We start from the raw sequence: 22,745 nt of genomic DNA, 5'->3' as shown, positions 1-22,745 counted from the left end.
GTCCCTCGCTGATCCTCACCACACGCGCACCGACGCTCCTCGTGCGAAGACGGGGCTCGTCGCGTCCGCGGGCGGTTCGTCCAGCGGCTGCGCGAGTTCCGCCACCGTCGGACCCACCTTCGCCGCGAGGGCGTCCAGCAGGTCCAGGTCGAAGCCGTACACCCGTGCCGCGTTGCCCCCGACCATCGCCGCGACCTCCTCCTGCGGCACGCCCGCGAAGGCGAACCGCAGCCCCTCGCGGGAGTAGGGGTGGGTCCCCTCGTCGTGCGGGTAGTCGCTGCCCCACATGATCTTCTCGATGCCGATGCGCTCGCGCAGCGGCACCTCGTGCGGCCGCATGAAGCTGGCGCCGACGAAGCAGTTGTCCCGCCACACCTCGGAGGGGCGACGGCCCATGCCGGCCGCCAGGCCGGCGCCGAACCTGGCCTCGGCCGTGACCGCCTTCCGCGCGGCCGCGACCATGCGGCCGTGGTAGTAGTCCAGCATGTCGAGCACCCCGGGGATCCAGCCCGAGCCCTGCTCGGTGAGGACCAGTCTGAGGCCCGGGTGGCGGCGGAAGGCACCGCCGAAGACCAGGTGCCACAGCGCGCGGTGCGAGAACCAGGTCGTCTCGACCATGAAGACCGCGCGGGCGGCCGGCTCCTCGCCCAGGGGCGGGGACGCCGAGCCCGCGTGGTGGTTGACCGGGACGTCCAGCTCCTCACAGACCGCCCAGATCGGGTCGTACGCCGAGGAGTAGAGCTCGGGCAGGCCCGAGCCCGGGGGTGTGCCGGGCAGCAGCAGGCCGCCGGTGAGGCCCGCCCGGGAGGCCCACCGGATCTCCTCGACCGCCGCGTCCACGTCGTTCAGCAGGATCTGGAAGACGCCCGCGCGCCGGCCGGGCGCCGCCGCGCAGAAGTCCGCCAGCCAGCGGTTGTGGGCGCGCAGTCCGGCCCAGCGCCGCTCGAACTCCTCGGCGGGCGGCGCCGGCGCCATCAGGGAGCCGGACGGGAAGAACGGCGGGATCGTGTTCGGGAAGACCACCTCCGCGACGATCCCGTCCGCCTCCAGCTCGGCCAACCGCAGCTCGGAGTTCCAGTTCCGGTCGGCGGTGTCGGCGACCAGGTCCTCGTACGGGTTGACGTACGTCGCCGCCCACGCGTCGAACTCGTCGTGGTACCGCCGCTCCAGGTACGGCCGGTAGTCCAGGAGGTCGGCGCCCGCATGGCAGTCGGCCGAGACGACCGTGTACCGCTCGTCGTTCACGGCGTCACCCCCAGCGCCGGGAAGTCGTGGTCCGTCAGCCAGTGCCGGCCCACCTCGCGCGAGCGTGCCCAGGACGCCGCCACGGCCGCCTGGTCGTCCGGCTGGCCGAGGTCGGCGGGAGTCGGTCCGATGCGGCGGGCCAGCGGGGCCAGCCGCTCGGTGTCGAAGCCGAACACCTCGGCCGCCGCCAGGCCCAGCATGCGGCGGGTCTCCGGCACCGGGATGTCGTGGAAGGTGCGCCGCAGCCACGCACGCGTGTCGGGCCAGGTGCCCTCGGGGTGCGGGAAGTCGCTGCCCCACAGCATGTTGTCGACGCCGATCTCGTAGCGCTGGGCCAGTTCGCGGCGCTTGGTGTTGGTCGCGCAGACGAAGACCTGCCGGTCGAGGTACTCGTGCGGCGGGCGCCGCAGCTCGGCGAAGGGCGACAGCTTCTTGCCGCCGTGCGCGCCGAGGTAGAGGCGGTCCATGAACCACAGCAGGTTCGGCAGCCACCAGCAACCCGACTCGGCGACCCCGAATTTCAGGCCGGGATGGCGTTCGAAGACGCCGGACCAGAGCAGGAACCACAGCGGCCGGGCGGGCCACCAGGTGACTTCGGAGACGTAGATCCCCAGGTGGTCGCCGTACTCGTGGCGCGGGGCCGCCCCCGAGTGGGTGAGCACCGGCATCCCGCACTCGGCGGCCGCGGCCCACACCGGGTCGTAACGGCGGTCGTGGTACGGCTCCTTGTCGACCCACATGGCGGGGATCATCAGGGCGCCGAGGCCGGACTCCTTGGCGCGGTGAATCTCCGCGACGACCTTCGGGACCTCCGCGGTGATGGGCAACAGGGCGACTCCGCAGTGCCGTTCGGGATGCTCGGACACGAAGTCGGCCAGCCAGCGGTTGTGGGCCCGCGCGCCCGCCATGCCCAACTCAGGGTCGTGGTCGCCGGAGAGGCCGAGGCCGACGCCGAAGGGCGCCGCGGTCCGGCTGTCCACGGCGTCGGCGTCCGGGAAGACCACCTCGGCCGCTACGCCGTCGCCGTCCAGCTCCTTGACGCGCTGCGCCGCGTCCCAGCCGCCGCGCAGTCCCTCCTCGTTGTCCTTGAACCACTTGTCCGCGAACGCCTCGTTGCGGATGCCGAGCCGCGTCATCTCCTCGCGGCGCCGCTCACGCCCGGCGAGGAACTCGTCGAAGTCGCGGTGGTGGCGGGAGTCCAGGTAGGGCCGGTACTCCTCGGTGGGCAGCCCGGCGTGGCAGTCGGAGGAGATGATCAGGTACGGGTCCTGGCCGGTCACAACGGTCCCCTCTCAGTCCAGGATGAAGCGTTCGAGGTACGACGGGTTCGTCCGGTCGAGCATCGACCGGGCCCGCGCCCGGACCTGGTCGTCGCTGCGCTCGCTCTTGGGCAGCAGCCAGAAGCGGTCGGCGCGGACACCGTCCACGACGAGGTCGGCGACCTCCTCCACGGGCGTGAAGCGCACCTCCTGGCCGGCCTCCCGCATCGCCGTCTCCCACTGCTCGAGGCTGCGGTACGGAGTCCTGCGGGGCCGCCGCTTCGCGTACCGGACGGGCCTGTTGCGGTGCGACTCCCACAGGCCCGTGCGGAGCATGTGCGGGCCTGGGAACAGGACCGACGCCCCCACGCGCGCGTGTTCCGCCCGCAGATGCGCGTACAGCGACTCGGTCATCGTCACCACGGCCGCCTTGGTGACGGCGTACACGGAGGCGGTGGGCAGCGGGGCGATCCCGCCGTCCGCGGAGGACGTGTTGACGACGTGGCCGGGCTCGCCCGCGGCCAGCATCCTCGGCAGGAACGCCTGGACGCCGTGGAAGACGCCCCACACGTTGACGGCGAAGGCCCACGCCCAGTCGTTCGGGTCGTGCTCCCACATGCGGCCCTCCGCGCCCGAGCCGACCCCCGCGTTGTTGCACAGGACGTGCACGGCGCCGTAGGTCTCGTAGGCCGAGTCGGCGAGTTCCACGACCTGGTCGCGTGAACCGACGTCGACCACGCGCGCGTGCACCTCGGTGCCGTCCGCCCGCAGGTCCGAGGCGGCCCGCTCCAGGGCGTCCCGCTCCACGTCGGCGAGGACCACCTTCAGGCCCTCCGCCGCGAACCGCCGGGCCATCGCCAGCCCGATGCCGCTCGCCGCGCCGGTGACGACGGCGACCTGTCCGGGGTGAAGGTCCATCAGACGGTCCCCCCGGGCGGGGCGTCGAGGATCTGGGCGGGATCGTCGTAGCGCTGGTGGATGTAGGGCAGCAGTGCCTCGGCGGCGACGCGTTCGGCGACCCGGCCGCGCTGGTCGCTGGTCTTCTCGCCAATCGTGATCCCGAGCAGCCGGCGCACCGGCAGGTCGGCGACCGGGTCGTACATCGACTCGCGCAGGACGACGTCCCCGGTGACCCGCTCGAGCCTGCGCACCCGCTCGTTGCGCACACAGTGCACGAGCACCGGATCGGCGTCGAAACCCGAACCGTCCACCGCGGGCAGGAACTTGAAGTAGAAGTCGGTCTTGAGGTTCGGCGCCGGCAACGGGAGCTCGCCGGCGGCGGCGCCGCGCACCTCGACGAAGACGATGCCGTGCCGGGCGAGGGCGGCACGGAGAACGAGGCCGTCCCGCTCGACCGTCACCTCGCCGAGCTTCTTGGGCTCTCCGAAGACCTCACGGCCGCCGATGAGGGCCCGCTCCAGCGTCATCGGCATGACCAGCGGGTACCAGCCGTCGACGCCGTCGTGGGCGGCGGCGACCGCGAACGAGCCCGCGCCCAGGACCTGTCCGGGCAGATCGACCTGGCTGATGTTCACCCGGACCAGTGGCCGCCCGGTGGGTTTGAGGGGCGGTGGCAGAACCGCCGCGAGGGCGTCCGGGTCGGTCTCCCAGAGGGCCACCACGCCGGTGGACCAGATCTCGGGAAGTCTGGAGCTCGCCGTGCGCGTGGCGACGATCTCCGCCTCGGTCCGTGCGCCGTAGCGTACGCGTGCCATGTGCCGTACCGCCCTTCGTCGTCCGTGCACCGGTCCGTCGTCCACGGCGTCCGCCGCGGTCGTCGTCGCCTTTCTCGTCGGCGGCCGCCTAGGCGGCCGTCGGCCGTCCCCTCGGCAGTCCTCTCGCGGTTGCCTCGGTGGTCGTCGTCCGCGGGCTTCGTCCGCCGGGCGGGCAGCACGGTCGCACCGGGCGCCGAAAAGGTCCATAGCCGCGTGCACAGACATTCGCACCATTCGTGGCACTCGAACGGGCGGGCGGACGTGGGGACCTGACGGACGGGTGCGGGACCGGGCTGTCAGTCGCGGCCCGTATCCTCAGGAACATGCTCGAAGACCTCACGACCGCAGCGCCCTTGGCCACGGTGTGGCCGACCGCGTATCCGAAGGGATACGCGGTCGTTGACGTGGAGACCACCGGCCTCGCCCGGGACGACCGGATCATCTCCGCGGCCGTCTACCGGCTGGACGCGCACGGCGAGGTCGAGGACCACTGGTACACCACGGTCAACCCCGAGCGGGACCCGGGCCCGGTGTGGATCCACGGACTGACGAGTGAGGCACTCGAAGGCGCTCCCCTCTTCCCGGACATCGCCGAGGAGTTCTCGCTCCGGCTCGCGGACCGGGTGCTCGTCGCACACAACGCCGTCTTCGACTGGCAGATGATCGCCCGGGAGTACGCGCGCGCAGAGCGCGAGGCGCCGGTGCGGCAGAGGCTGTGCACCATCGCGCTCTCCAAGGAGCTGGGCCTGCCGCTGCCCAACCACAAGCTGGAATCACTGGCCGCGCACTTCGGTGTCGTGCAGCAGCGGGCGCACCACGCGCTGGACGACGCGCGCGTGCTGGCGGAGGCCTTCCGGCCGAGCCTGCGGGCCGCGGCCGCGGGTGGTGTCCGGTTGCCGCTGCACGAGTGCCGGCCGCTGACCGAGTGGGCGGACCGGCCGGCCGCGCCCCGGATCGGACAGCAGGCGGGCGGCTACGGCAGCTACCGCCCGAGCAGTTGGCGCCCCGCGCGCAAAAGGCCCGCGTGCCCCTATCCCAACCCGGGGCGGTACGAAGAGGGCAAGTCACTCAAACAGGGCATGCGGGTCGCGTTCTCCGGGGACACCTCGGTCGAGCGGGAGCTGCTGGAGGACCGTGCCACCGAGGCCGGGCTGCATGTCGCGTCGAGCCTGTCCCGGCTGACCAGCCTGCTCGTCACCAACGACCCGGACTCCCACACCTCGAAGGTGGTCAAGGCCCGGCAGTTCGGAACCCCGGTGGTGGACGAGGCCGCCTTCGGACAACTGCTCAGGGACGTGGAACCGGCCTCGGGGCAGTGACCGTACGCCTGCGGGCGCGCCGGCGGCGACGACCGTACGGCTGCGAGCGCGGCTCGGGGCGGCGACCGTACGGCTGCGGGCGACCTCGGGGCGACGACCGTACGGACGGGTGATTGCCGGGCGACTCGCCCGGCCGCGTCCCGCCCGCGCGGCGCGGACGGCTCACCCTGTGGCGCATGGCGACCTGCGAAGTATGTGGCAACAACTACGGAATGACCTTCGAGGTGCACGCGCAGGGTGCGGTGCACGTCTTCGACTGCTTCTCCTGCGCGATCCATCGCATGGCACCGATCTGCGAGCACTGCCGGGTGCAGATCATCGGCCAGGGAGTCGAGGTCGAGGGTCACTGGTTCTGCGGCGCCCACTGCGCCCGCGCGGAGGGCAGGGCGGGGATCGTCGACAAGGTGTAACCCACTACCCGCCCGAATGCACCCCACGACCGAGTTGTACGGTCGTGGGGTGTACCGCTTCCTGTTGTCCCGGCAGTGGGTGATCCTCACGCTGATCTCCCTCCTCCTCATCCCCACGATGATCAGGCTGGGCTTCTGGCAGATGGACCGCCACGACCTGCGCACCGCCCGGAACCAGCTGGTCTCGGACGCGCTGGCCGCCAAGCCGGTCCCCGTGGAGCAGCTGACCACGCCCGGGCACGCCGTCACCCGCGCGGAGCGTTACCGCACCGTGACCGCGACCGGCACCTTCGACACGGCGCGAGAACTCGTCGTCAGGCGCCGCGTCAACACCGACGAGACGGTCGGCTTCCACGTCCTCACCCCGTTCGTCCTCACCGACGGGAAGGTGCTGCTGGTCAACCGCGGCTGGATTCCCGCGGACGCGGCGCAGACCGTCTTCCCGAAGATCCCCGCACCGCCGCACGGCCGCACCACCGTGACCGGGCGCCTGATGGCCGACGAGACGACCGCGGCGAGCGGCATCAAGGACATCAAGGGACTCCCCGACCGGCAGATCATGCTGATCAACAGCGAGCAGGAGGCACGGCGGCTGGGCGCCGAGGTGCTCGGCGGCTACATCGCACAGACAGCGCCCCAGCCCAAGGGCGGCTCTCCCGAGCTGCTCGGCGATCCCGGCAGGGAGGACGCGGCGCTGAACCTCGCGTACGCCATCCAGTGGTGGCTGTTCTCCGCGGGCGTCCCGGTCGGCTGGGTCGTCCTGGTGCGGCGGGAGGCCCGCGACAGGCGCGCGGCGGCCGCCGGCGAGGACGCACCGGCGTCGGAACCGGTGTCGGTGTAGCGCGGACGGTTCACCCGCCCGCCCGGCGCCCTGATTGTGCGGCCGTCCCGCCGGGAACCCGCACCCCGTGCACCCCCGCATCGAGGACTACGCCGTCATCGGCGACGAACAGACCGCGGCCCTCGTCGGCATGGACGGTTCCGTCGACTGGCTCTGTCTGCCCCGCTTCGACTCGGCCGCCTGTTTCGCCAGACTGCTGGGCGGCGACGAGAACGGCCACTGGCGCATCGCGCCCACGGGCCACGAGGGCGCCTGCGCCCGCCGTGCCTACCGCCCCGACACCCTCGTGCTCGACACCGAGTGGGAGACCGACGAGGGCAGCGTGCGGGTCACCGACCTGATGCCGCAGCGCGACGTCGCCCCCGATCTCGTACGCGTCGTCGAGGGCCTCAGCGGCCGGGTCACCGTCCGCAGCACGCTGCGGCTGCGTTTCGACTACGGCTCGATCGTGCCGTGGATGCGCCGCTCCGACGGCCATCGGGTGGCAGTCGCGGGCCCGGACTCGGTGTGGCTGCGCAGCGAGCCCGCCGTCCCCACCTGGGGCGAGCACTTCGGCACGCACTCGGAGTTCACGGTCGAGGCGGGTGAGAAGGTCGCGTTCGTCCTCACCTGGCATCCCTCGCACGAGCCGCGCCCGCCGCTCGTCGACCCCTACGAGGCGCTGCGCGTCAGCGTCGCCGACTGGCGGGCGTGGTCGTCCCGCTGCCGCTACGACGGGCCGCACCGGGACATCGTCGTACGCTCCCTGATCACCCTCAAGGCCCTCACCTACGCGCCCACCGGCGGCATCGTAGCCGCGGCCACCACCTCGCTGCCGGAGGAGGTCGGCGGGGTGCGCAACTGGGACTACCGCTACTGCTGGCTGCGCGACTCCACCCTCACGCTGGGCGCACTGCTCGCGGCCGGCTACCACGAGGAGGCGGAGGCCTGGCGGAACTGGCTGGTGCGCGCGGCCGCGGGCGACCCGGCGGACCTGCAGATCATGTACGGCCTGGCCGGCGAGCGCCGACTGCCCGAGTACGAGCTGCCGTGGCTGTCCGGCTTCGCCGGCTCGGCGCCGGTACGGATCGGCAACGCGGCCGTGAACCAGCTCCAGCTGGACGTGTACGGCGAGGTCATGGACTCGCTCGCGCTGGGCCGCCTCGCCGGCCTGTCCGTCGAACCGCACATGTGGTCGTTGCAGTGCGCCCTGATGGACTTCCTGGTCTCGGCGTGGCAGCAGCCGGACGAGGGGCTGTGGGAGGTGCGCGGGGAGCGCCGGCACTTCGTCCACTCGAAGGTGATGGTGTGGGTGGCCGCCGACCGGGCGGTGCGCACACGGGAGGCGGACCCGAGCCTGCACGGCGACCTCGACGGCTGGCGCGCGATGCGCGACGAGGTGCACCGCGAGGTGTGCGAGAAGGGCTACGACCCCGAGCGGAACACGTTCACGCAGTCCTACGGCTCGCGCGAGCTCGACGCCTCCCTGCTGCTCATCCCCCGCGTCGGTTTCCTGCCGCCCGACGACCCGCGCGTGCTCGGCACCATCGACGCGATCCGCGACGGGCTGGGCCACAGCGGTTTCGTGCGCCGCTACAGCTCCGAGCGGACGGACGTCGACGGGCTGCCGGGCGACGAGGGCACCTTCCTGGTGTGCTCGTTCTGGCTCGCGGACGCGCTGCACATGACGGGCCGCACGAAGGAGGCCCGGGAGCTGTTCGAACGGCTGGCGGGACTCGCCAACGACGTGGGTCTGCTGGCCGAGGAGTACGACCCGGTGGCCGGCCGCCTGCTCGGCAACTTCCCGCAGGCGTTCAGCCACATCGGCCTGGTGAACACCGCCCTCGCCCTGTTCGGGGACGAGGAGGCAGGATAGGGGCCATGGATCTTGGACTGAAGGACCGGGTGTACGTCGTCACCGGGGCCACCCGCGGACTGGGCCACGCCGCCGCCCGCGAACTCGTGGCCGACGGTGCGAAGGTGGTCATCACGGGGCGGGACGAGAAGCGCGTCGCCGAAAAGGCGGCCGAGCTGGGTCCGGGCGCGGCCGGTGTCGCCGTCGACAACGCCGACCCGGAGGCGCCCGCCCGGCTGATCGCGGCCGCGCGGGAGCGCTTCGGCGGCTTCGACGGCATCCTCGTCAGCGTCGGAGGTCCGCCGCCCGGCTTCGTCGCCGACACCACGGACGAGCAGTGGCAGGCGGCCTTCGAGTCGGTCTTCCTCGGTGCGGTGCGGGTCGCCCGCGCGGCGGCGGAGGAGCTGGAGGCGGGCGGGGTCATCGGGTTCGTGCTGTCGGGATCGGTGCACGAGCCGATCCCGGGACTGACGATCTCCAACGGGCTGCGGCCCGGTCTCGCCGGATTCGCCAAGTCCCTCTCGGACGAGCTGGGGCCGCGGGGCATCCGGGTCGTGGGGCTGCTGCCGGCGCGCATCGACACGGATCGGGTGCGCGAGCTGGACGGGTTGTCGGCGGACCCCGAGGCGACCCGGGCGGCCAACGAGTCGCGGATTCCGTTGCGCCGGTACGGGAGGCCGGAGGAGTTCGGGCGGACCGCCGCGTTTCTGCTGTCTCCGGCCGCGTCCTATCTGACCGGGGTCATGGTGCCGGTCGACGGTGGGATGCGGCACGGGTTCTGACGCTGGGCGTCAGCGTGTCGGGCTGCGTGTGGTGGGGGTGGCGGTCGCGCGGTTCCCCGCGCGCCTGGAGGTTCGTCAACCGGGCCTGCATGGTGCGTGGTTGAACGCGGGACGGTCACGTGTGCCGCGTGTAGGAACTCTGCCTGCGGTCGGTGGGGGCTGGGCGCGCCGTTCCCCGCGCCCCTGGCGTGCGTCAACTGGGCCTGCTTGCGCAGTGGTTGAGCGTGGGACGGGCACCGTGGTGCGGGTCGCGGTTCGGCCTGCGGTCGGTGGGGGCTGGGCGCGCCGTTCCCCGCGCCCCTGGCGTGCGTCAACTGGGCCTGCTTGCGCAGTGGTTGAGCGTGGGACGGGCACCGTGGTGCGGGTATCGGTTCGGCCTGCGGTCGGTGGGGGCTGGGCGCGCCGTTCCCCGCGCCCCTGGCGTGCGTCAACTGGGCCTGCTTGCACAGTGGTTGAGCGTGGGACGGGCACCGTGGTGCGGGTCGCGGTTCGGCCTGCGGGCCGGGGGGCGGTCGCGCAGTTCCCCGCGCCCCTGGAGGGGCGGGGGGTCAGTTGACTCTGTCCGCTCGGTGTTTGACCGCGTTCAGGCGGACTTCCGTGGGGAGGGTCGGGAGGGCCGCTGATGTGCGGGCGTGGGTCAGGGCCTGGGTGGTGAGGTGGTGCAGGGCGGTGGCCGGGTCCACCTGCGGTTCCAGCAGGAGCCGTACGCGGGCCTCGGGGGCCGTGCGGCGGCCGGTCAGGTGGACGTGGGCCCGGGCGACGCCGTCCAGGTCACCCGCCTCCCCCGCGAACACGCCCTCCAGGGCCCGTCCCCGCAGCAGGGCACCCTCGCCGTCGCCGGTGTCGACGAGCACCTCGGCGAGCCGACGGCGGCGCAGCACCGCGGTCAGCCACCACAGGGCCAGCAGGACGAGTACGGCGAGCACGGCGATGACGGTGGGCCACCACCAGCCGGCGTCCCGCCAGCGGGTCCGCTCGGCGACGCTGAGCAGGACGTCGTGCCGTCCGTCGTGAATCCACCAGGAGGGCGGGGACGCGCCCAGTCCGACGGCGAGCACGGAGCCGCCGAGGAGGACCAGCACCAGGCCGACCACCCCGAGCACCACACGGTTGACGGTCCTGAGCATCGCCTTCACCCCTTCCGTCCGGGCCTCGCCACACGGACCGCCGGCGCGGGCGGCCGGACCAGCCCGAGCCCCCGCACGGCCTCGGCGAGCACGGCCTCCACATCGGCCCGTACCTCGTCCAGTTCACGGAAGTGCGCGACCGCGCGGACGTCGGACTTCCTCCGGCGGGTCCGCACGCGAACCGACTGCACGCCCGAGACCTCCATGGCCCGGTCGCGCAGCACCGTCGCGACCGCCTTCCGGTGCAGTCCGGCACGTACGTCGGCGTGCGTGCGCCGCATCGGCAGCACCGCCCGCAGGCCCGGCGTGACGGCCAGCACGATCAGCCACAGGCCCACCGCCGCCGCGACGCCCGCGCCGACGAGCACCCAGATGTCGTCGAGGGGCCGTTCGGCGAGCTGCCGGGCCAGTTCCCGGCGCCAGTGCATGGCGGACCGGCCCGCTCGCACGGCGGCGACGTCGTAGAGGAAGGCGCCGGCGACGACCAGGAGCACCAGCGCCACGATGCCCGCCGGGACGCGGCGCGCGGACCAGAAGCGGCCGGTGCCGCCGGCCTCGGCCTCCTTCTCCTCGGTCGGGGGCGGTGGTTCGTACTCCCCGACCGGATCGGCCGCCCTCTCGATGACCGGCAGCCGCTGCGTGGTGCCCTCGGTGCCCTGGGACTCGCTCATCGCGTCCTCCCCTGTGCCGCGCCGTGTGCCGGTACGAGATGCAGCCGTTCCACGTGCACGGCGACCTCCGGCACCTCCATGCCCACCAACGCGCCTACCCGCTCGACGACATGACGACGCACCCGTCCGCACCGTCCGCCGATGTCGCACGGGTAGTCGAGTTCGAGATGGATCCGGACCCGGGCACTCCCGTGGTGGACGACGACGGTGGCGTGCGGGAGCGCCACGTCCCGGGGCAGCTTGCCCAGCACCTCGCGCGCCGCCTCAGCGGCGGTCTTCGCGACGACCCGGTCCGCGATCCTGGTCGCGCCACGCTCGCCGGGCGCGACGACCGTTAGGGGCCCGCGCAGCTCACCGACCCCGTCGCTCACAAGCGTCACCGCCGCCGGTCGTCACGGGAACGGAACAGGTCGCCGAGTTCCAGGTCCCCCTCCAGGAACCGGCCGACGACGAAGCCGACGGCTCCCAGGGCCGCCACCAGGAGGAAGGCACCGAACCCCCCGAAGTATCCGGCGAAGCCCAACGCCATGCCGGCGATCATGCCGGCCACGGCCATGCTCATGGTGCGCTCCTCAACTCGTCAGACCATCAGCTCGTCGTCGCCCGTCTCTTCGGCCACCGGCTGCTCACTGGATGCGGGGTTCCGGCTCCTCGTCCTCTTCGTCCGGCAGTTTGACGTCGCTCACCGCGATGTTGACCTCGACGACCTCGAGGCCGGTCATCCGTTCCACCGCCGCGACGACGTTCTCCCGTACGTCCCGGGCCACGTCGGAGATCGACACGCCGTAGTCGACGACGATCTCCAGGTCGAGCGCGGTCTGCACCTCGCCGACCTCGGCCTTCACTCCGCGCGTCGCCGATTTCGACCCGCCGGGCACCCGGTCGCGCACGGCCCCGAAGGTCCGCGACAGCCCGCTGCCCATGGCGTGCACGCCGAAGACGTCCCGCGCGGCCAGTCCGGCGATCTTCTCCACCACGCCGTCCGCGATGGTCGTCCGCCCCCGGGTTGACGGGTCTCCACCACCGCGCCTGGTCGCCTGGGACTTGCGCGTCGCAGAGGTCTCCGGCGTGTCCTTCGCCCCTGATGAGGTCCCCGTCCGGTCCTGTTCCGTCATGTCGGTCATGGCCGTACGTCCCTTTCGGTTGGCGTCCTCCCACCACCGTATGTGTGGTTTCGCTCACGCGCGCCCGGGATGCGGCAGGCTGGAGCAATGACGGCAGATCAGTGGACCCGGGCGGTGCGCCATCAGCTGGGGCTGGGCAGGCTGCTGCCCCTGGGCGGCCCCAACGACGGCGCCTGGATCTCGGAGCGGGCGGCCGACTCGGTGCTCCGGCGCGCGGCGGAGGAGGTGCGCGGGGTTCGGCTGACCGCGCTGCGCATCGCCCTCGCCGACCCGGAGGACACGCGGGAACCCGTCGTACCGCCGCCGGCGAGCGCTCTGCCGCCCGGAGCGCTGCGGGTGACGGCGGAGTTCACGGCGTCGGCGTCGCAGCCGCTGCCGACGGCGGCGGCGCGGCTGCGTACGGTGCTGGCGGCAGCGGCCACGGAGCGGCTCGGCCTGACGGTGACGGAGGTGGACCTGCGGGTCACGGACCTGTTGGAGGGGGACGAGGTGCCTTCGGGACCGTCCGCCGAACCGGAACCGGAGCCGACGCCGGGCCCGCCCCGGACACCGGACGCGCCGGACACACCGGCCTCCGCGGCCCGGAGCGCCGACGAGCAGCGGGTGGCCGCCGCCGCGCTGACGGTCCCTGGCGTGGTCCGGGTGACGGGCGCCCGCGTCGAGGAGCTCGGGGGCGGGCAGGCCGTTCTGCCGCACCGCCACGTCCGGCTGGAGGTGGCGGTGGGCCTCGGCGTCCGGGCCCTGGACGTGGCCCTGGAGGTCCGTGCGAGGGTGGCGCAGTCGCTGCCGGACCACCCGACGGCAGCGGTGCTGGTGGCGGCGGTCAGCTGACCGCCGGGTTCATTCGCCGACGCCGGCCAGGTCCCGCAGCCGCCGGGCCTGGGCGGCCCGCTCGGCGGCCCGCTGCTCCTCGTACGACCGCCCCTGGACCCCGCGCAACAACGCCTTCGTCTCGATCACGGCGTCCCGCGGCGCGGCCAGCACCGCGCCGGCCAGGTCCCGCACCGCGCCCTCGAGTTCGTCGAGCGGCACGGCCAGGTTCGCGAGTCCGCTGCTGACGGCTTCCTCGGCCGTCACGGACCGGCCGGTCGCGCAGATCTCCAGCGCCCGGGCGTAGCCGACCAGCCCGACCAGCGGATGCGTACCGGTCAGGTCGGGTACGAGTCCGAGGCTGGTCTCGCGCATGGCGAACTGCACGTCGTCGGCGACGACGCGCAGGTCACACGCGAGAGCCAGCTGGAATCCCGCTCCGATGGCATGTCCCTGCACCGCGGCGATGGACACGATGTCGCTGCGCCGCCACCAGGTGAAGCCCTCCTGGTATTCGGCGATGGTCGCGTCCAGCTCGGCGTCACTGCCACGCGCGAGGTCGATGAACGACGGTTCGCCGTCGAAGCCCTCGGGCGTGAACGCCTGCCGGTCGAGTCCGGCGGAGAAGGACCTGCCCTCGGCGGCCAGCACGACGACGCGAACGGTGCCCGGCAACAACCTCCCGGCTTCGGCCAACGCCCGCCACAGAGCAGGACTTTGGGCGTTGCGCTTGGCCGGGTTGGTCAGGGTCACCGTGGCGATCGCGTCGTCGACGGTGAGCCGTACGCCGTCCTTGTCGAGTACCGGACCGAGGTCCTGGTCGGGCGAAGCCATGGAGCGCCTCCGATGCGTGCGGTCGTCGTGCCGTGCCGTCGGACGGTTTCCCGCCGTACCACGGCACAGCCAAGTGACTGCACAGTAACCACCCGACCGATCAGTCGACCGACCGGGTGGCCACCATCGAAAGCCGATGGGCCGCCCGGTTCAGGACGTTGCGGCCTTCTTGCCCCGGGTCGCGCCGCCACGCCCACGCAGCGTGACGCCCGACTCGCTGAGCATCCGGTGTACGAAGCCATACGAGCGGCCGGTCTCCTCGGCCAGCGCCCGGATGCTCGCACCGGAGTCGTACTTCTTCTTCAGGTCTGCCGCGAGCTTGTCGCGCGCGGCGCCGGTTACCCGGCTGCCCTTCTTCAGAGTCTCGGCCACCCGTGCCTCCTCATGGGAAGTGCGCTCTGGTCCTCTCATGATCACCCCTCCGGGGCCTCATGGCCACCCATTCGGCAAGGTCCGTAAGACAAGGTTTTGACGACAGGAGCGGGTACGCACAATCGGAATCTTTGATTCCAGACTGACGTGTCCGTACGGCCGAACGGGTTCTCTCGTGAAGTGCCAGGTCAGGGACGCACGAAGGCCGAGCCCTTGTCGACAAAGGGCTCGGCCGCGAAGTGGATGTAGGACACACCTCGGTACGAGGAGATCTCACACAGATGATGGATCACGGATCGGCCGAATGATCCATAGGCAGTGGATCACGCAGTTGATCACACAGTCGATCACGCATGGATCAAGGGGCCGACCGCCCGTTCGATCAGTCGGATCCACGTCCCACAGGTGACCGTGCGGGCTCAGGCCAGGGCCACGAGGTCCGCGTAGTCGGCGCCCCACAGGTCCTCGACGCCGTCCGGCAGCAGGATGATCCGCTCCGGCTGGAGGGCCTCGACCGCTCCCTCGTCGTGGGTGACGAGGACGACCGCGCCCTTGTACGTGCGCAGCGCGCCGAGGATCTCCTCGCGGCTGGCCGGGTCGAGGTTGTTGGTGGGCTCGTCCAGCAGCAGCACGTTCGCGGAGGAGACCACCAGGGTCGCGAGCGCGAGGCGGGTCTTCTCGCCGCCGGAGAGCACACCGGCCGGCTTGTCGACGTCGTCGCCGGAGAAGAGGAAGGAGCCGAGCGTCTTGCGCACGGCGACGAGGTCGAGGTCGGGTGCGGCGGAGCGCATGTTCTCCAGCACCGTGCGCTCGGGGTCGAGCGTCTCGTGCTCCTGCGCGTAGTAGCCGAGCTTGAGGCCGTGGCCCTCGATGACCTCGCCTGTGTCGGGCTTCTCGGCGCCGCCGAGCAGCCGCAGAAGGGTGGTCTTGCCGGCGCCGTTCAGGCCGAGGATGACGACGCGCGAGCCCTTGTCGATGGCCAGGTCGACGTCGGTGAAGATCTCCAGCGATCCGTACGACTTCGACAGGCCCTCGGCCATCAGCGGGGTCTTGCCGCAGGGGGACGGCTCGGGGAAGCGCAGCTTGGCGACCTTGTCGGAGGCCCGTACCGCCTCGAGTCCGGCGAGCAGCCGGTCGGCCCGCTTCGCCATGTTCTGCGCGGCGACGGTCTTGGTGGCCTTGGCGCGCATCTTGTCGGCCTGCGAGTGCAGGGCGGCGGCCTTCTTCTCGGCGTTCTGCCGCTCGCGCTTACGGCGCTTCTCGTCGGCCTCGCGCTGCTGCTGGTAGAGCTTCCAGCCCATGTTGTAGTAGTCGATCTGGGCGCGGTTGGCGTCCAGGTAGAAGACCTTGTTGACGACCGTCTCCACCAGGTCGACGTCGTGGGAGATCACGATGAAGCCGCCGCGGTAGGTCTTGAGGTAGTCGCGCAGCCAGACGATCGAGTCGGCGTCGAGGTGGTTGGTCGGCTCGTCGAGCAGCAGGGTGTCGGCGTCGGAGAACAGGATGCGCGCCAGCTCCACGCGGCGGCGCTGACCTCCGGAGAGCGTGTGCAGGGGCTGGCCGAGCACCCGGTCGGGGAGGTTGAGCGCGGCGGCGATGGTGGCGGCCTCGGCCTCGGCGGAGTACCCGCCCTTGGTGAGGAACTCCGTCTCCTGGCGCTCGTACTGCCGCAGGGCCTTCTCCCGGGTGGCGCCGCTGCCGTTGGCGATGCGCTGTTCGTTCTCCCGCATCTTGCGGATCAGGGTGTCCAGGCCGCGCGCGGAGAGGATGCGGTCGCTGGCGAGGACGTCGAGGTCGCCGGTGCGGGGGTCCTGCGGGAGGTAGCCGACCTCGCCGGAGCGGGTGACGGTGCCCCCGGCCGGGACGCCGTCACCGGCCAGGACCTTGGTGAGGGTGGTCTTCCCCGCTCCGTTGCGGCCGACCAGGCCGATGCGGTCGCCCTTGGCGACTCGGAAGGTGGCGGACTCGATGAGGACTCGGGCGCCGGCGCGCAGCTCGATACCGGAGGCGGAGATCACGGACAGGCTCCAGGGCGGGGTTGTGTGGCGGGACGGGCGGCTGAGGACGTTCCCGCCGTCTAATGCGCGAGGAGAATGGCCATGGGCCAAGTCTAACGGGGCCGTGCAAGCACTTTTCCGGTGCGCGGGTGTTCGGGTCGGCCGCCGGACCCGGGCCGACGCGATGACCTGCGCCGTCGGGGCGGTCGCCGGGCGGGAGCGGACGCGGGATCGTGCCGCACGGTGACGTACGGCACGTCCGGGGCCGGCGGGAGGGGCCGCGCGGAGGGCCCGTGCGTCGCCGGGAGGGCGTTTCCGGCGCACTGTCAGTGGCCGGTGCAAGACTGGGCAACAGCCGGAATTCTTCCAATTTCCGGCGGCGGGGCGACTGGGTGACACGACAGGGAGTGATCGGTATGGCAGGCACGGCCGGCGGGCGTCCGAGCATCTGCCCGACGCTGCTGTACGCGGACGCGAAGGCGGCGATCCGCCAGCTCACGGAGGCCTTCGGTTTCACGGAGCTGTCGGTGTACGAGAGCGAGGACGGCTCCGTGATGCACGCGGAGCTGGCGCAGGGCAACGGCGCGGTGATGGTCGGCTCCAAGGGCCGCGGCGGTGTCTTCGACACGGCGATGAAGGGTGCGGGACCGAGCGGGGTGTACGTCGTGGTGGACGACGTCGACGCGCACCACCAGCGCGCCCTGGACCACGGCGCGGAGATCCTGATGCCCCCGACGGACCAGGACTACGGCTCCCGCGACTACATGGCCCGGGACGCCGAGGGCAACGTCTGGAGCTTCGGCACCTACGCCCCCGAGACGGGCGCCTGACGCCGGCCCTCAGCTCCCGCCGGTGTGCACCTGGAAGGCCGCCCGCCGCACCGCCTTGGCCAGCGCCGGGTCCGGGTGGGCCGCGGCCAGCGCGACCAGGACCTGCACCGTGCGGGGGTGTCCGACCGCGCGCACCTCGTCGAGGAGCATCGGCACGGTGGGCTGCACGGCGGACTCCAGGTGCCGTACGAGCAGCGGGGCCTCACCGTGGTCGGCGACGGCGGCCGCGGTGTCGACCCACAGCCAGGTGGCCTCCTCCCGGGTGAGGATCTCGTGCGCGTCCTCGGGGTCGATCCCGTCGTGTTCGGCCAGCCACAGCAGGGCGTACGGCCGCAGCGTCGGCACGTCGGCCACACCGCGCACGTCGGGCTCGGCGGGGGCGCCGACGACGCGCAGCGCCTCGAACGCGAGGCCGCGCAGCAGGGCGTCCTCGCCGCGGGCGGCCTCGAGGAGTTCGGTGACGGCGCTGCCCACGGGGCGGGCGGCGAGCCAGGCGCGGTACTCGGCGCGGGCCGCGTTCGGACGCAGCTGGGCGCAGCCGCGGAGCATTCCCTCGGCCGCCTGCTCGATGTTCCCGGCGGGGCTCTGCGCGGCGACGCAGATCTGCTCCAGCTTGACCCAGACCGCCCAGCTGCCGAGCGGGGTGAGCGTGGCCTGCCTCTCGCCGTAGGTGAGCGCGCCGACGGAGGCCAGGGCGCGCAGGGCCCACTCCAGGAGCGGGGGCAGCGGGGCGTCAGCGGGCTCCGGAGGGGTCGGCCGGGACGGCTCGGGTTCCGGCTGGGGGCCGTAGGGAATCTCGCAGCGTTCGGTGCGCAGTTCGGTGACCCGCTGCTCCAGCAGGTCCAGCAACTGCTCCACGGGTACGGGCCCGGCGGACAGTTGGAGGAAGGAGAGCACCTGCGGCATGGCCGAGACGACCTCGGCGACGGCGGCCGGCTCGTGGTCGGAGGGTTCCGGGTACGCGAGCGACCAGGCGTCGAACAGGGCGACCCAGCCACGCAGTACGGCACTGTCGTCGCGGTCCCAGGCGCGCAGCCGCCAGCCGGGGCGGGCGCTGTCGCCGTGCACCTCGACCAGCCCGGCCAGGCGTGCGGTGTCCCAGTCGGCGCGGACCTGAGCCGCGGTCAGGCCGAGGTCGGCGGCGGCCCGTTCGGCGGTCGCGTCGGAGAGGGTGCCCTTGCCGTCGGGGCTCGCGCTGTCCCGGCCGGGGCGCAGGGCGGTGTCGGCCCAGTGGGCGACGCGGGCCGCCGCGGCAAGCCCGGAGCGCGCCATTCTGGCCAGCTCCGCGGGAGCCGGGGTGCCCTCCGGCGGGCGGGGGGCGGGGCGGCGCGAGCGCCGCTGGTTCATCGCTCGGGGGGCGGCGGCCAGGGGTCGCGGGCGGACGAGTCGAAGCCTGGAGTCGCGCGGGATACGGGACGTCACGGGTGCAGTCTTCCGGTTGACGGTCCGAAAACCCAAACGGAATGTCACCGCGGGCGACGGGGATGGCCAAGGCACGGGTTGTCGCGGGCGGCCCGGGGCCGAGAACAAGCCAGTGGTACGGCCTTAAACGGAACCCTTGCGACCGGGCCGGCGGAGTGCCGCGCTCCGCCTCCGCGGGCTCGCTCGGACCCCGTGGGACCGGGGGCGGAGGGGACCGGTCACATCAGCGGGACGAGGAAGCGCCGCAGTGCCTCCTCGTAGGCTTCCGGGTCGGCGTTCCACATGGCGGCGTGCGGCGCGCGGCGGACCGTGTGCAGGGCGACCAGGTTAGGGCGGGCGTCGGCGAGCCGGCGCGAGAGTTCCCAGGGGGCCACGGTGTCGTCCGGCCCGTGGAAGATCAGCGTCGGCGCCCTGAGTCCGTCGAGGGCGGGGGCGGCGCCGCGGTCGGGGTGCAGTCCGGTGCGGCCCTGGGCGGCGCGCACGGCGAGCGGCAGCAGGGCGCCCGGGGTGCGGTGGGCCGCGGCGAGGGCGCGCAGTGTGGTCTGCCAGCTGAGCACCGGGGAGTCCAGGACGAGGCCCGCGACGCGGTCGCGCAGTGCCGAGTGCGCGGCGGCGCGCAGGGCCATGGTGGCGCCGGTGGACCAGCCGTACAGGACGACCTGCCGGGCGCCGTAGCGCTCGGCGTAGCGGATCGCCGCGTCCAGGTCCCGCCACTCGGTCTCGCCGAGGTGGCTCAGGCCGTCCGGGGAGCGGGGCGCGCCGAGGTCGCCGCGGTAGGCGAGGTCGAGCAGCGGGAAGCGGTGGCGGTGCAGGAGGCCCAGCACGTTCAGGGGGTGTTCGCGGGTGGTGCCCAGGCCGTGCACGGTGATGATCCAGGTGTCCCGCAGGCCGGGGACGAACCAGGCGGGCAGCGAGCCGAGTTCGCCGGGGATGTCGATGTCGGCGTACTCGAGACCGAGGGCGGAGCCCGGATCGCCGACGTGCACGTTGGGGGTGAGCCATGCCTTGCCGCCGGGTTCCGGGGCGCCGTGGGTGACGCGTTCCAGGCGGCGTACGACGGTGTCGGCGGGGTGCGGAGTGGCCTCCTGGACGGGACCCACCACCGCGTGCATGCCATCGCCCGCGAGTCCGTAGGTGCCGGGCCGCAGTGAGGCCAGGGACCGGGTCAGCACGATCTGCCCGGCGGCGGTGCCGTGCACGGTGAGGCGGGGCTCGGTCGGCAGCGGCCGGCCCGGCGGTGCCTTGAGCGCTGCGCCGCTGGCGTACCGGCCGGCGGCGACGCTTGCCACGCCGGCCGCGAGGGCCACGGAGACGGCCGCGGCCGTCGCTTTGACTGTGCGCATCAGACCAGTGTCCTGGCCCGCCCCGCCCGCGGCCAGCGGGAGGGCGGCCCGGAGTGAGGCGGGGGCGGTGCCGGCGGGCCGGCGCGGGCGGTGCTCTCGGGCGGAACCCGACGTCAGGGTTGCCCGTACCCGCGCAGCCGCTCCCCCACCTCGGCCATCTGTTCCGCCGACAGGAGCGTCGGGTTCAGGCCGGGTACCGAGGACGCCGTGAGCCACAGGCGGCACATCCACTCCAGCTGGGCGGTGCGGTCGTAGGCCTGGTCGAGGGTGGCGCCGTGGGTGATCGTGCCGTGGTTGCGCAGCAGGCAGCCGGAGCGGTCGGCGAGGGCGCGCAGCATGTTCTCGGCCAACTCCGCCGTGCCGTACGTGGCGTAGGGGGCGACCCGGACGGGGCCGCCGAGCGCGGCGGCCATGTAGTGGATGGTCGGGAGTTCGGTCACGAGCGTCGAGACGGCCGTGGCGTGCACGGCGTGGGTGTGGACGACGGCACGGGCGTCGGTGGTGGTGTAGACGGCGAGGTGCATCGGCAGTTCGCTCGTCGGCAGGAGCGAGCCGAGCACCTGGCGGCCGTCGAGGTCGACGCCGACGACGTCGTCCGGGGTGAGCCGGTCGTAGGGGACGCCGGTCGGTGTGACCAGGACGGTGTCCCCGACGCGGACCGAGACGTTGCCCGAGGTCCCGACGACCAGGGCGTCCTGGACCGTCCGTCGGGCGGTCGTGACGAGGGCCTCCCAGGCGAGCGCCTCCTCGGGGCGCGCGCGCCCCCAGGCCTCTCCCGCAGGCACGCCCTCCCGAGCACCTCGCGCGTCCCGCCGGTCCCGTCGTTGCTCAGCCATGCGGCGATCCTGCCAGGCCGGGCGCCGCCCCGCGGCCCGTCATCACGCGCCGCCGGGCCGCCCGGGAGCGACGCAACGACAACCGCCCCTTCCAGACACCGTGCAGCCTGCCTCAGTTCATCTTCCGTTCACCCAGATTGCCTACGGTCATCCAGCCAATGACCTCGAACGATTGCCTGGGTAAATGGAAAACTTCTCGCTGATCCTCGCGATTGTGGTAATAACCGCACTTGCGTTCGATTTCACGAACGGTTTTCACGACACCGCCAACGCGATGGCCACGACCATCTCGACCGGTGCGCTCAAGCCCAAGGTCGCGGTGGCGATGTCCGCCGCGCTCAACCTTGTGGGTGCCTTCCTTTCCGTGGAGGTCGCCAACACGATCTCCAAGGGACTCGTCGACGAGTCCGGCATACGTCCCGAGGTCATATTCGCCGCCCTGGTCGGCGCGATCCTCTGGAACCTGCTGACCTGGCTGGTCGGACTCCCCTCCAGTTCCTCGCACGCCCTCATGGGCGGCCTGATCGGCGCCACCATCGCCTCGGCGGGGTTCGGCGCGGTGCACGGTGACGCACTGGTCACCAAGGTGCTGATCCCCGCGGTCGCGGCCCCGATCGTCGCGGGCGTCGCCGCGTTCCTCGCCACGCGCCTGTCGTACACACTCGGCAGGAAGGCCGACGGCAAGGCCGCCGCGAAGGGCTACCGCACCGGCCAGATCGCCTCCGCCGGCCTGGTCTCCCTGGCCCACGGCACCAACGACGCGCAGAAGACGATGGGCATCATCACCCTCGCCCTGGTCGCCGGCGGCGCCGTCGCCCCCGACTCCGACCCGCCCACCTGGGTCATCCTCTCCGCGGGCCTCGCCATCGCGCTCGGCACCTACCTCGGCGGCTGGCGCATCATCCGCACCATGGGCAAGGGCCTCACCGACCTCCAGCCGCAGCAGGGCTTCGCCGCCCAGACCAGCGCGGCCACGGTCATCCTGGCCTCCTCCCACCTCGGCTTCTCCCTGTCCACCACGCACTCCGTCTCCGGTTCGGTGATGGGCGCGGGCCTGGGACGCAAGGGCGGCGTCGTCCGCTGGTCGACGGCCACCCGGATGTTCGTCGCCTGGGGCCTCACCCTCCCGGCCGCGGCCCTGGTCGGCGCTCTCGCCGAGTCCGTGACGGACCTCGGCGACTGGGGCACCGCGGTCGTCGCCGTCTTCCTGATCGCCTCCAGCGCCGCCATCTGGAAGATCTCCCGGCGCGAGGTCATCGACCACAGCAACGTCAACGACCCCGAGGAGCCGGCCGGCGTGGTGACCACGGCGATCGCCGTCGTGACCCCGCCGCCCGTGGGCACCGTCGCCGAGGACCTCACGGCCACGATCCCCGCCCCGGCCGCCGACCCGGTGGTCCCGCCGGCCACCACCACCGTCTGAGCCCCGCGCCCCCGGTTACGAAGGAAGCAGCAACATGAAGATCGACTGGGCAGCTCTCGGCTCCGTCTTCGGGGTCAGCCTCGTGATCACCGTGGCCCTCGTGGCCCTGTTCACCCTCGGCGTCACCGGTCTCTCCCGTCGCGAACGCGCGGCGGCCCAGGGAGACTCCGCCGTGCTCGCGGTCACCGGCGCGTACGTGTGCTTCGCGGCCTGCGCCGCGGCGGTGGCGTACGGCATCTCGCTGATCATCGCCTGACCTGCCGCCACCAGGACACCGAGTGGGGTGCGGGACGGATCGCCGTCCCGCACCCCACTTCTCTGTGGCGCCTGTGACCGCGCGTGTGTGGGCCTCAGCACACTCTCCCTTCGCAGGTCAACAGCAAGTTGACGGCCCTTCGGGGACCGTGGTGGACTGCCGGGGCCATGTACGGCGGCAAGAGAGGAAGCCGGTGTGAATCCGGCGCGGTCCCGCCACTGTGACCGGGGTAGAAAGCCCCGGGAGCCAGGAACTCTCACCGCCGGTCTCGTCGAACCAGGGCGTGGACACCCTG

General features: G+C 72.6%; 24 protein-coding genes and 1 riboswitch. Of the genes, 9 read left to right on the top strand and 15 right to left on the bottom strand.

Going from position 1 to position 22,745, the window contains the following annotated elements; genetic code table 11:
* Positions 1-15: 15 nt before the first annotated feature.
* From OG985_RS35155 to OG985_RS35140, 4 genes are read right to left on the bottom strand one after another with little or no spacing between them, the layout of a single operon-like run.
* Positions 16-1,245: an amidohydrolase family protein gene (locus OG985_RS35155; protein ID WP_371672397.1), complete on the bottom strand. Its 1,230-nt coding sequence runs from the start codon at positions 1,243-1,245 to the stop codon at positions 16-18.
* Positions 1,242-2,525 carry an amidohydrolase family protein gene (locus tag OG985_RS35150; protein WP_371672396.1) on the bottom strand — a complete coding sequence of 428 codons (1,284 nt, stop codon included), beginning with the start codon at positions 2,523-2,525 and terminating at the stop codon, positions 1,242-1,244. The genes OG985_RS35155 and OG985_RS35150 overlap by 4 nt, the downstream gene beginning before the upstream one ends.
* Positions 2,526-2,537: 12 nt before the next feature.
* A complete protein-coding gene (locus tag OG985_RS35145) occupies positions 2,538-3,422 on the bottom strand; it encodes an SDR family NAD(P)-dependent oxidoreductase (RefSeq protein ID WP_371672395.1) in 885 nt (294 codons plus the stop codon).
* Positions 3,422-4,219 carry an acetoacetate decarboxylase family protein gene (locus OG985_RS35140; RefSeq protein WP_371672394.1) on the bottom strand — a complete coding sequence of 266 codons (798 nt, stop codon included), beginning with the start codon at positions 4,217-4,219 and terminating at the stop codon, positions 3,422-3,424. The genes OG985_RS35145 and OG985_RS35140 overlap by 1 nt, the downstream gene beginning before the upstream one ends.
* 323 nt (positions 4,220-4,542) lie before the next feature.
* Between OG985_RS35140 and OG985_RS35135 the strand changes: the two genes are divergently transcribed.
* The 5 genes from OG985_RS35135 to OG985_RS35115 all read left to right on the top strand — a co-directional run bounded on the left by OG985_RS35135 (position 4,543) and on the right by OG985_RS35115 (position 9,405).
* A complete protein-coding gene (locus OG985_RS35135; RefSeq protein WP_371672393.1) occupies positions 4,543-5,538 on the top strand; it encodes a DEDDh family exonuclease in 996 nt (331 codons plus the stop codon).
* Positions 5,539-5,714: 176 nt separating this feature from the next.
* Positions 5,715-5,948, top strand: a complete 234-nt coding sequence (locus OG985_RS35130; RefSeq protein ID WP_121746319.1) for a hypothetical protein — start codon at positions 5,715-5,717, stop codon at positions 5,946-5,948.
* Positions 5,949-5,997: 49 nt separating this feature from the next.
* The gene (locus OG985_RS35125; RefSeq protein WP_371672392.1) at positions 5,998-6,789 is read left to right on the top strand and encodes an SURF1 family protein; all 792 of its coding nucleotides are present in this window, start codon (positions 5,998-6,000) and stop codon (positions 6,787-6,789) included.
* 67 nt (positions 6,790-6,856) lie between these two features.
* Positions 6,857-8,644 (top strand): glycoside hydrolase family 15 protein, encoded by a 1,788-nt coding sequence (locus OG985_RS35120; protein WP_371672391.1) that lies wholly within the window; start codon positions 6,857-6,859, stop codon positions 8,642-8,644.
* Positions 8,645-8,649: 5 nt separating this feature from the next.
* The gene (locus OG985_RS35115; RefSeq protein WP_371672390.1) at positions 8,650-9,405 is read left to right on the top strand and encodes an SDR family oxidoreductase; all 756 of its coding nucleotides are present in this window, start codon (positions 8,650-8,652) and stop codon (positions 9,403-9,405) included.
* A gap of 548 nt (positions 9,406-9,953) precedes the next feature.
* Here OG985_RS35115 and amaP read toward each other — a convergent pair.
* The 5 genes from amaP to OG985_RS35090 form a co-directional block, all read right to left on the bottom strand.
* Positions 9,954-10,532 carry an alkaline shock response membrane anchor protein AmaP gene (gene amaP, locus OG985_RS35110; protein WP_371672389.1) on the bottom strand — a complete coding sequence of 193 codons (579 nt, stop codon included), beginning with the start codon at positions 10,530-10,532 and terminating at the stop codon, positions 9,954-9,956.
* A gap of 5 nt (positions 10,533-10,537) precedes the next feature.
* Positions 10,538-11,203, bottom strand: coding sequence for a DUF6286 domain-containing protein (locus OG985_RS35105; protein ID WP_371672388.1), 666 nt, complete (start codon positions 11,201-11,203; stop codon positions 10,538-10,540).
* Positions 11,200-11,583, bottom strand: a complete 384-nt coding sequence (locus OG985_RS35100) for a hypothetical protein (RefSeq protein WP_371672387.1) — start codon at positions 11,581-11,583, stop codon at positions 11,200-11,202. Before OG985_RS35100 ends, OG985_RS35105 begins: the two co-directional genes overlap by 4 nt.
* Positions 11,580-11,765 (bottom strand): hypothetical protein, encoded by a 186-nt coding sequence (locus OG985_RS35095; protein WP_371672386.1) that lies wholly within the window; start codon positions 11,763-11,765, stop codon positions 11,580-11,582. The genes OG985_RS35100 and OG985_RS35095 overlap by 4 nt, the downstream gene beginning before the upstream one ends.
* Positions 11,766-11,829: 64 nt before the next feature.
* Positions 11,830-12,327 carry an Asp23/Gls24 family envelope stress response protein gene (locus OG985_RS35090; RefSeq protein WP_371672385.1) on the bottom strand — a complete coding sequence of 166 codons (498 nt, stop codon included), beginning with the start codon at positions 12,325-12,327 and terminating at the stop codon, positions 11,830-11,832.
* A gap of 87 nt (positions 12,328-12,414) precedes the next feature.
* On the opposite strand from OG985_RS35090, the gene OG985_RS35085 reads away from it, so the two are divergent.
* The gene (locus OG985_RS35085; protein WP_371672384.1) at positions 12,415-13,158 is read left to right on the top strand and encodes a nucleopolyhedrovirus P10 family protein; all 744 of its coding nucleotides are present in this window, start codon (positions 12,415-12,417) and stop codon (positions 13,156-13,158) included.
* A 9-nt stretch (positions 13,159-13,167) separates the two neighbouring features.
* Here OG985_RS35085 and OG985_RS35080 read toward each other — a convergent pair whose 3' ends face one another.
* The 3 genes from OG985_RS35080 to OG985_RS35070 form a co-directional block, all read right to left on the bottom strand.
* Positions 13,168-13,971 (bottom strand): enoyl-CoA hydratase/isomerase family protein, encoded by an 804-nt coding sequence (locus OG985_RS35080; protein WP_371672383.1) that lies wholly within the window; start codon positions 13,969-13,971, stop codon positions 13,168-13,170.
* Positions 13,972-14,121: 150 nt separating this feature from the next.
* Positions 14,122-14,343: a helix-turn-helix domain-containing protein gene (locus OG985_RS35075; protein WP_010355597.1), complete on the bottom strand. Its 222-nt coding sequence runs from the start codon at positions 14,341-14,343 to the stop codon at positions 14,122-14,124.
* A 419-nt stretch (positions 14,344-14,762) separates the two neighbouring features.
* Positions 14,763-16,361, bottom strand: a complete 1,599-nt coding sequence (locus OG985_RS35070; protein WP_371672382.1) for an ABC-F family ATP-binding cassette domain-containing protein — start codon at positions 16,359-16,361, stop codon at positions 14,763-14,765.
* Positions 16,362-16,756: 395 nt separating this feature from the next.
* Between OG985_RS35070 and OG985_RS35065 the strand changes: the two genes are divergently transcribed.
* Positions 16,757-17,170, top strand: coding sequence for a VOC family protein (locus tag OG985_RS35065; RefSeq protein WP_371672381.1), 414 nt, complete (start codon positions 16,757-16,759; stop codon positions 17,168-17,170).
* Positions 17,171-17,179: 9 nt separating this feature from the next.
* On the opposite strand, the gene OG985_RS35060 is transcribed toward OG985_RS35065, so the two are convergent.
* The 3 genes from OG985_RS35060 to OG985_RS35050 form a co-directional block, all read right to left on the bottom strand.
* On the bottom strand, positions 17,180-18,592 hold the full coding sequence (locus OG985_RS35060) for a hypothetical protein (protein WP_371672380.1): 1,413 nt from the start codon (positions 18,590-18,592) through the stop codon (positions 17,180-17,182).
* A 218-nt stretch (positions 18,593-18,810) separates the two neighbouring features.
* Positions 18,811-19,935 carry an alpha/beta hydrolase gene (locus OG985_RS35055; protein ID WP_371672379.1) on the bottom strand — a complete coding sequence of 375 codons (1,125 nt, stop codon included), beginning with the start codon at positions 19,933-19,935 and terminating at the stop codon, positions 18,811-18,813.
* A gap of 113 nt (positions 19,936-20,048) precedes the next feature.
* Complete coding sequence (locus tag OG985_RS35050; protein ID WP_371672378.1) at positions 20,049-20,771, bottom strand: class II aldolase/adducin family protein; 723 nt, start codon at positions 20,769-20,771, stop codon at positions 20,049-20,051.
* A gap of 184 nt (positions 20,772-20,955) precedes the next feature.
* On the opposite strand from OG985_RS35050, the gene OG985_RS35045 reads away from it, so the two are divergent.
* Positions 20,956-22,194: an anion permease gene (locus tag OG985_RS35045; protein WP_371672377.1), complete on the top strand. Its 1,239-nt coding sequence runs from the start codon at positions 20,956-20,958 to the stop codon at positions 22,192-22,194.
* A 34-nt stretch (positions 22,195-22,228) separates the two neighbouring features.
* On the top strand, positions 22,229-22,450 hold the full coding sequence (locus tag OG985_RS35040) for a hypothetical protein (RefSeq protein ID WP_371672376.1): 222 nt from the start codon (positions 22,229-22,231) through the stop codon (positions 22,448-22,450).
* A 125-nt stretch (positions 22,451-22,575) separates the two neighbouring features.
* Positions 22,576-22,727, top strand: a riboswitch (cobalamin riboswitch).
* Positions 22,728-22,745 lie beyond the last annotated feature (18 nt).

Source organism: Streptomyces sp. NBC_00289, from assembly GCF_041435115.1.
In the GTDB taxonomy this organism is placed as follows: Bacteria; Actinomycetota; Actinomycetes; order Streptomycetales; family Streptomycetaceae; genus Streptomyces.
Note: the sequence above shows the minus strand (reverse complement) of the source record. Positions and strands in the feature narration are given on the sequence as shown.

Bases quoted from the DNA above. Each gene is read 5' to 3' on its own strand.
- OG985_RS35145 (WP_371672395.1), bottom strand. From the start codon at position 3,422: ATGGACCTTCACCCCGGACAGGTCGCCGTCGTCACCGGCGCGGCGAGC.
- OG985_RS35140 (WP_371672394.1), bottom strand. From the start codon at position 4,219: ATGGCACGCGTACGCTACGGCGCACGGACCGAGGCGGAGATCGTCGCC.
- OG985_RS35135 (WP_371672393.1), top strand. From the start codon at position 4,543: ATGCTCGAAGACCTCACGACCGCAGCGCCCTTGGCCACGGTGTGGCCG.
- OG985_RS35130 (WP_121746319.1), top strand. From the start codon at position 5,715: ATGGCGACCTGCGAAGTATGTGGCAACAACTACGGAATGACCTTCGAG.
- OG985_RS35115 (WP_371672390.1), top strand. From the start codon at position 8,650: ATGGATCTTGGACTGAAGGACCGGGTGTACGTCGTCACCGGGGCCACC.
- amaP (WP_371672389.1), bottom strand. From the start codon at position 10,532: ATGCTCAGGACCGTCAACCGTGTGGTGCTCGGGGTGGTCGGCCTGGTG.
- OG985_RS35105 (WP_371672388.1), bottom strand. From the start codon at position 11,203: ATGAGCGAGTCCCAGGGCACCGAGGGCACCACGCAGCGGCTGCCGGTC.
- OG985_RS35095 (WP_371672386.1), bottom strand. From the start codon at position 11,765: ATGAGCATGGCCGTGGCCGGCATGATCGCCGGCATGGCGTTGGGCTTC.
- OG985_RS35090 (WP_371672385.1), bottom strand. From the start codon at position 12,327: ATGACCGACATGACGGAACAGGACCGGACGGGGACCTCATCAGGGGCG.
- OG985_RS35085 (WP_371672384.1), top strand. From the start codon at position 12,415: ATGACGGCAGATCAGTGGACCCGGGCGGTGCGCCATCAGCTGGGGCTG.
- OG985_RS35080 (WP_371672383.1), bottom strand. From the start codon at position 13,971: ATGGCTTCGCCCGACCAGGACCTCGGTCCGGTACTCGACAAGGACGGC.
- OG985_RS35065 (WP_371672381.1), top strand. From the start codon at position 16,757: ATGGCAGGCACGGCCGGCGGGCGTCCGAGCATCTGCCCGACGCTGCTG.
- OG985_RS35055 (WP_371672379.1), bottom strand. From the start codon at position 19,935: ATGCGCACAGTCAAAGCGACGGCCGCGGCCGTCTCCGTGGCCCTCGCG.
- OG985_RS35050 (WP_371672378.1), bottom strand. From the start codon at position 20,771: ATGGCTGAGCAACGACGGGACCGGCGGGACGCGCGAGGTGCTCGGGAG.
- OG985_RS35045 (WP_371672377.1), top strand. From the start codon at position 20,956: ATGGAAAACTTCTCGCTGATCCTCGCGATTGTGGTAATAACCGCACTT.
- OG985_RS35040 (WP_371672376.1), top strand. From the start codon at position 22,229: ATGAAGATCGACTGGGCAGCTCTCGGCTCCGTCTTCGGGGTCAGCCTC.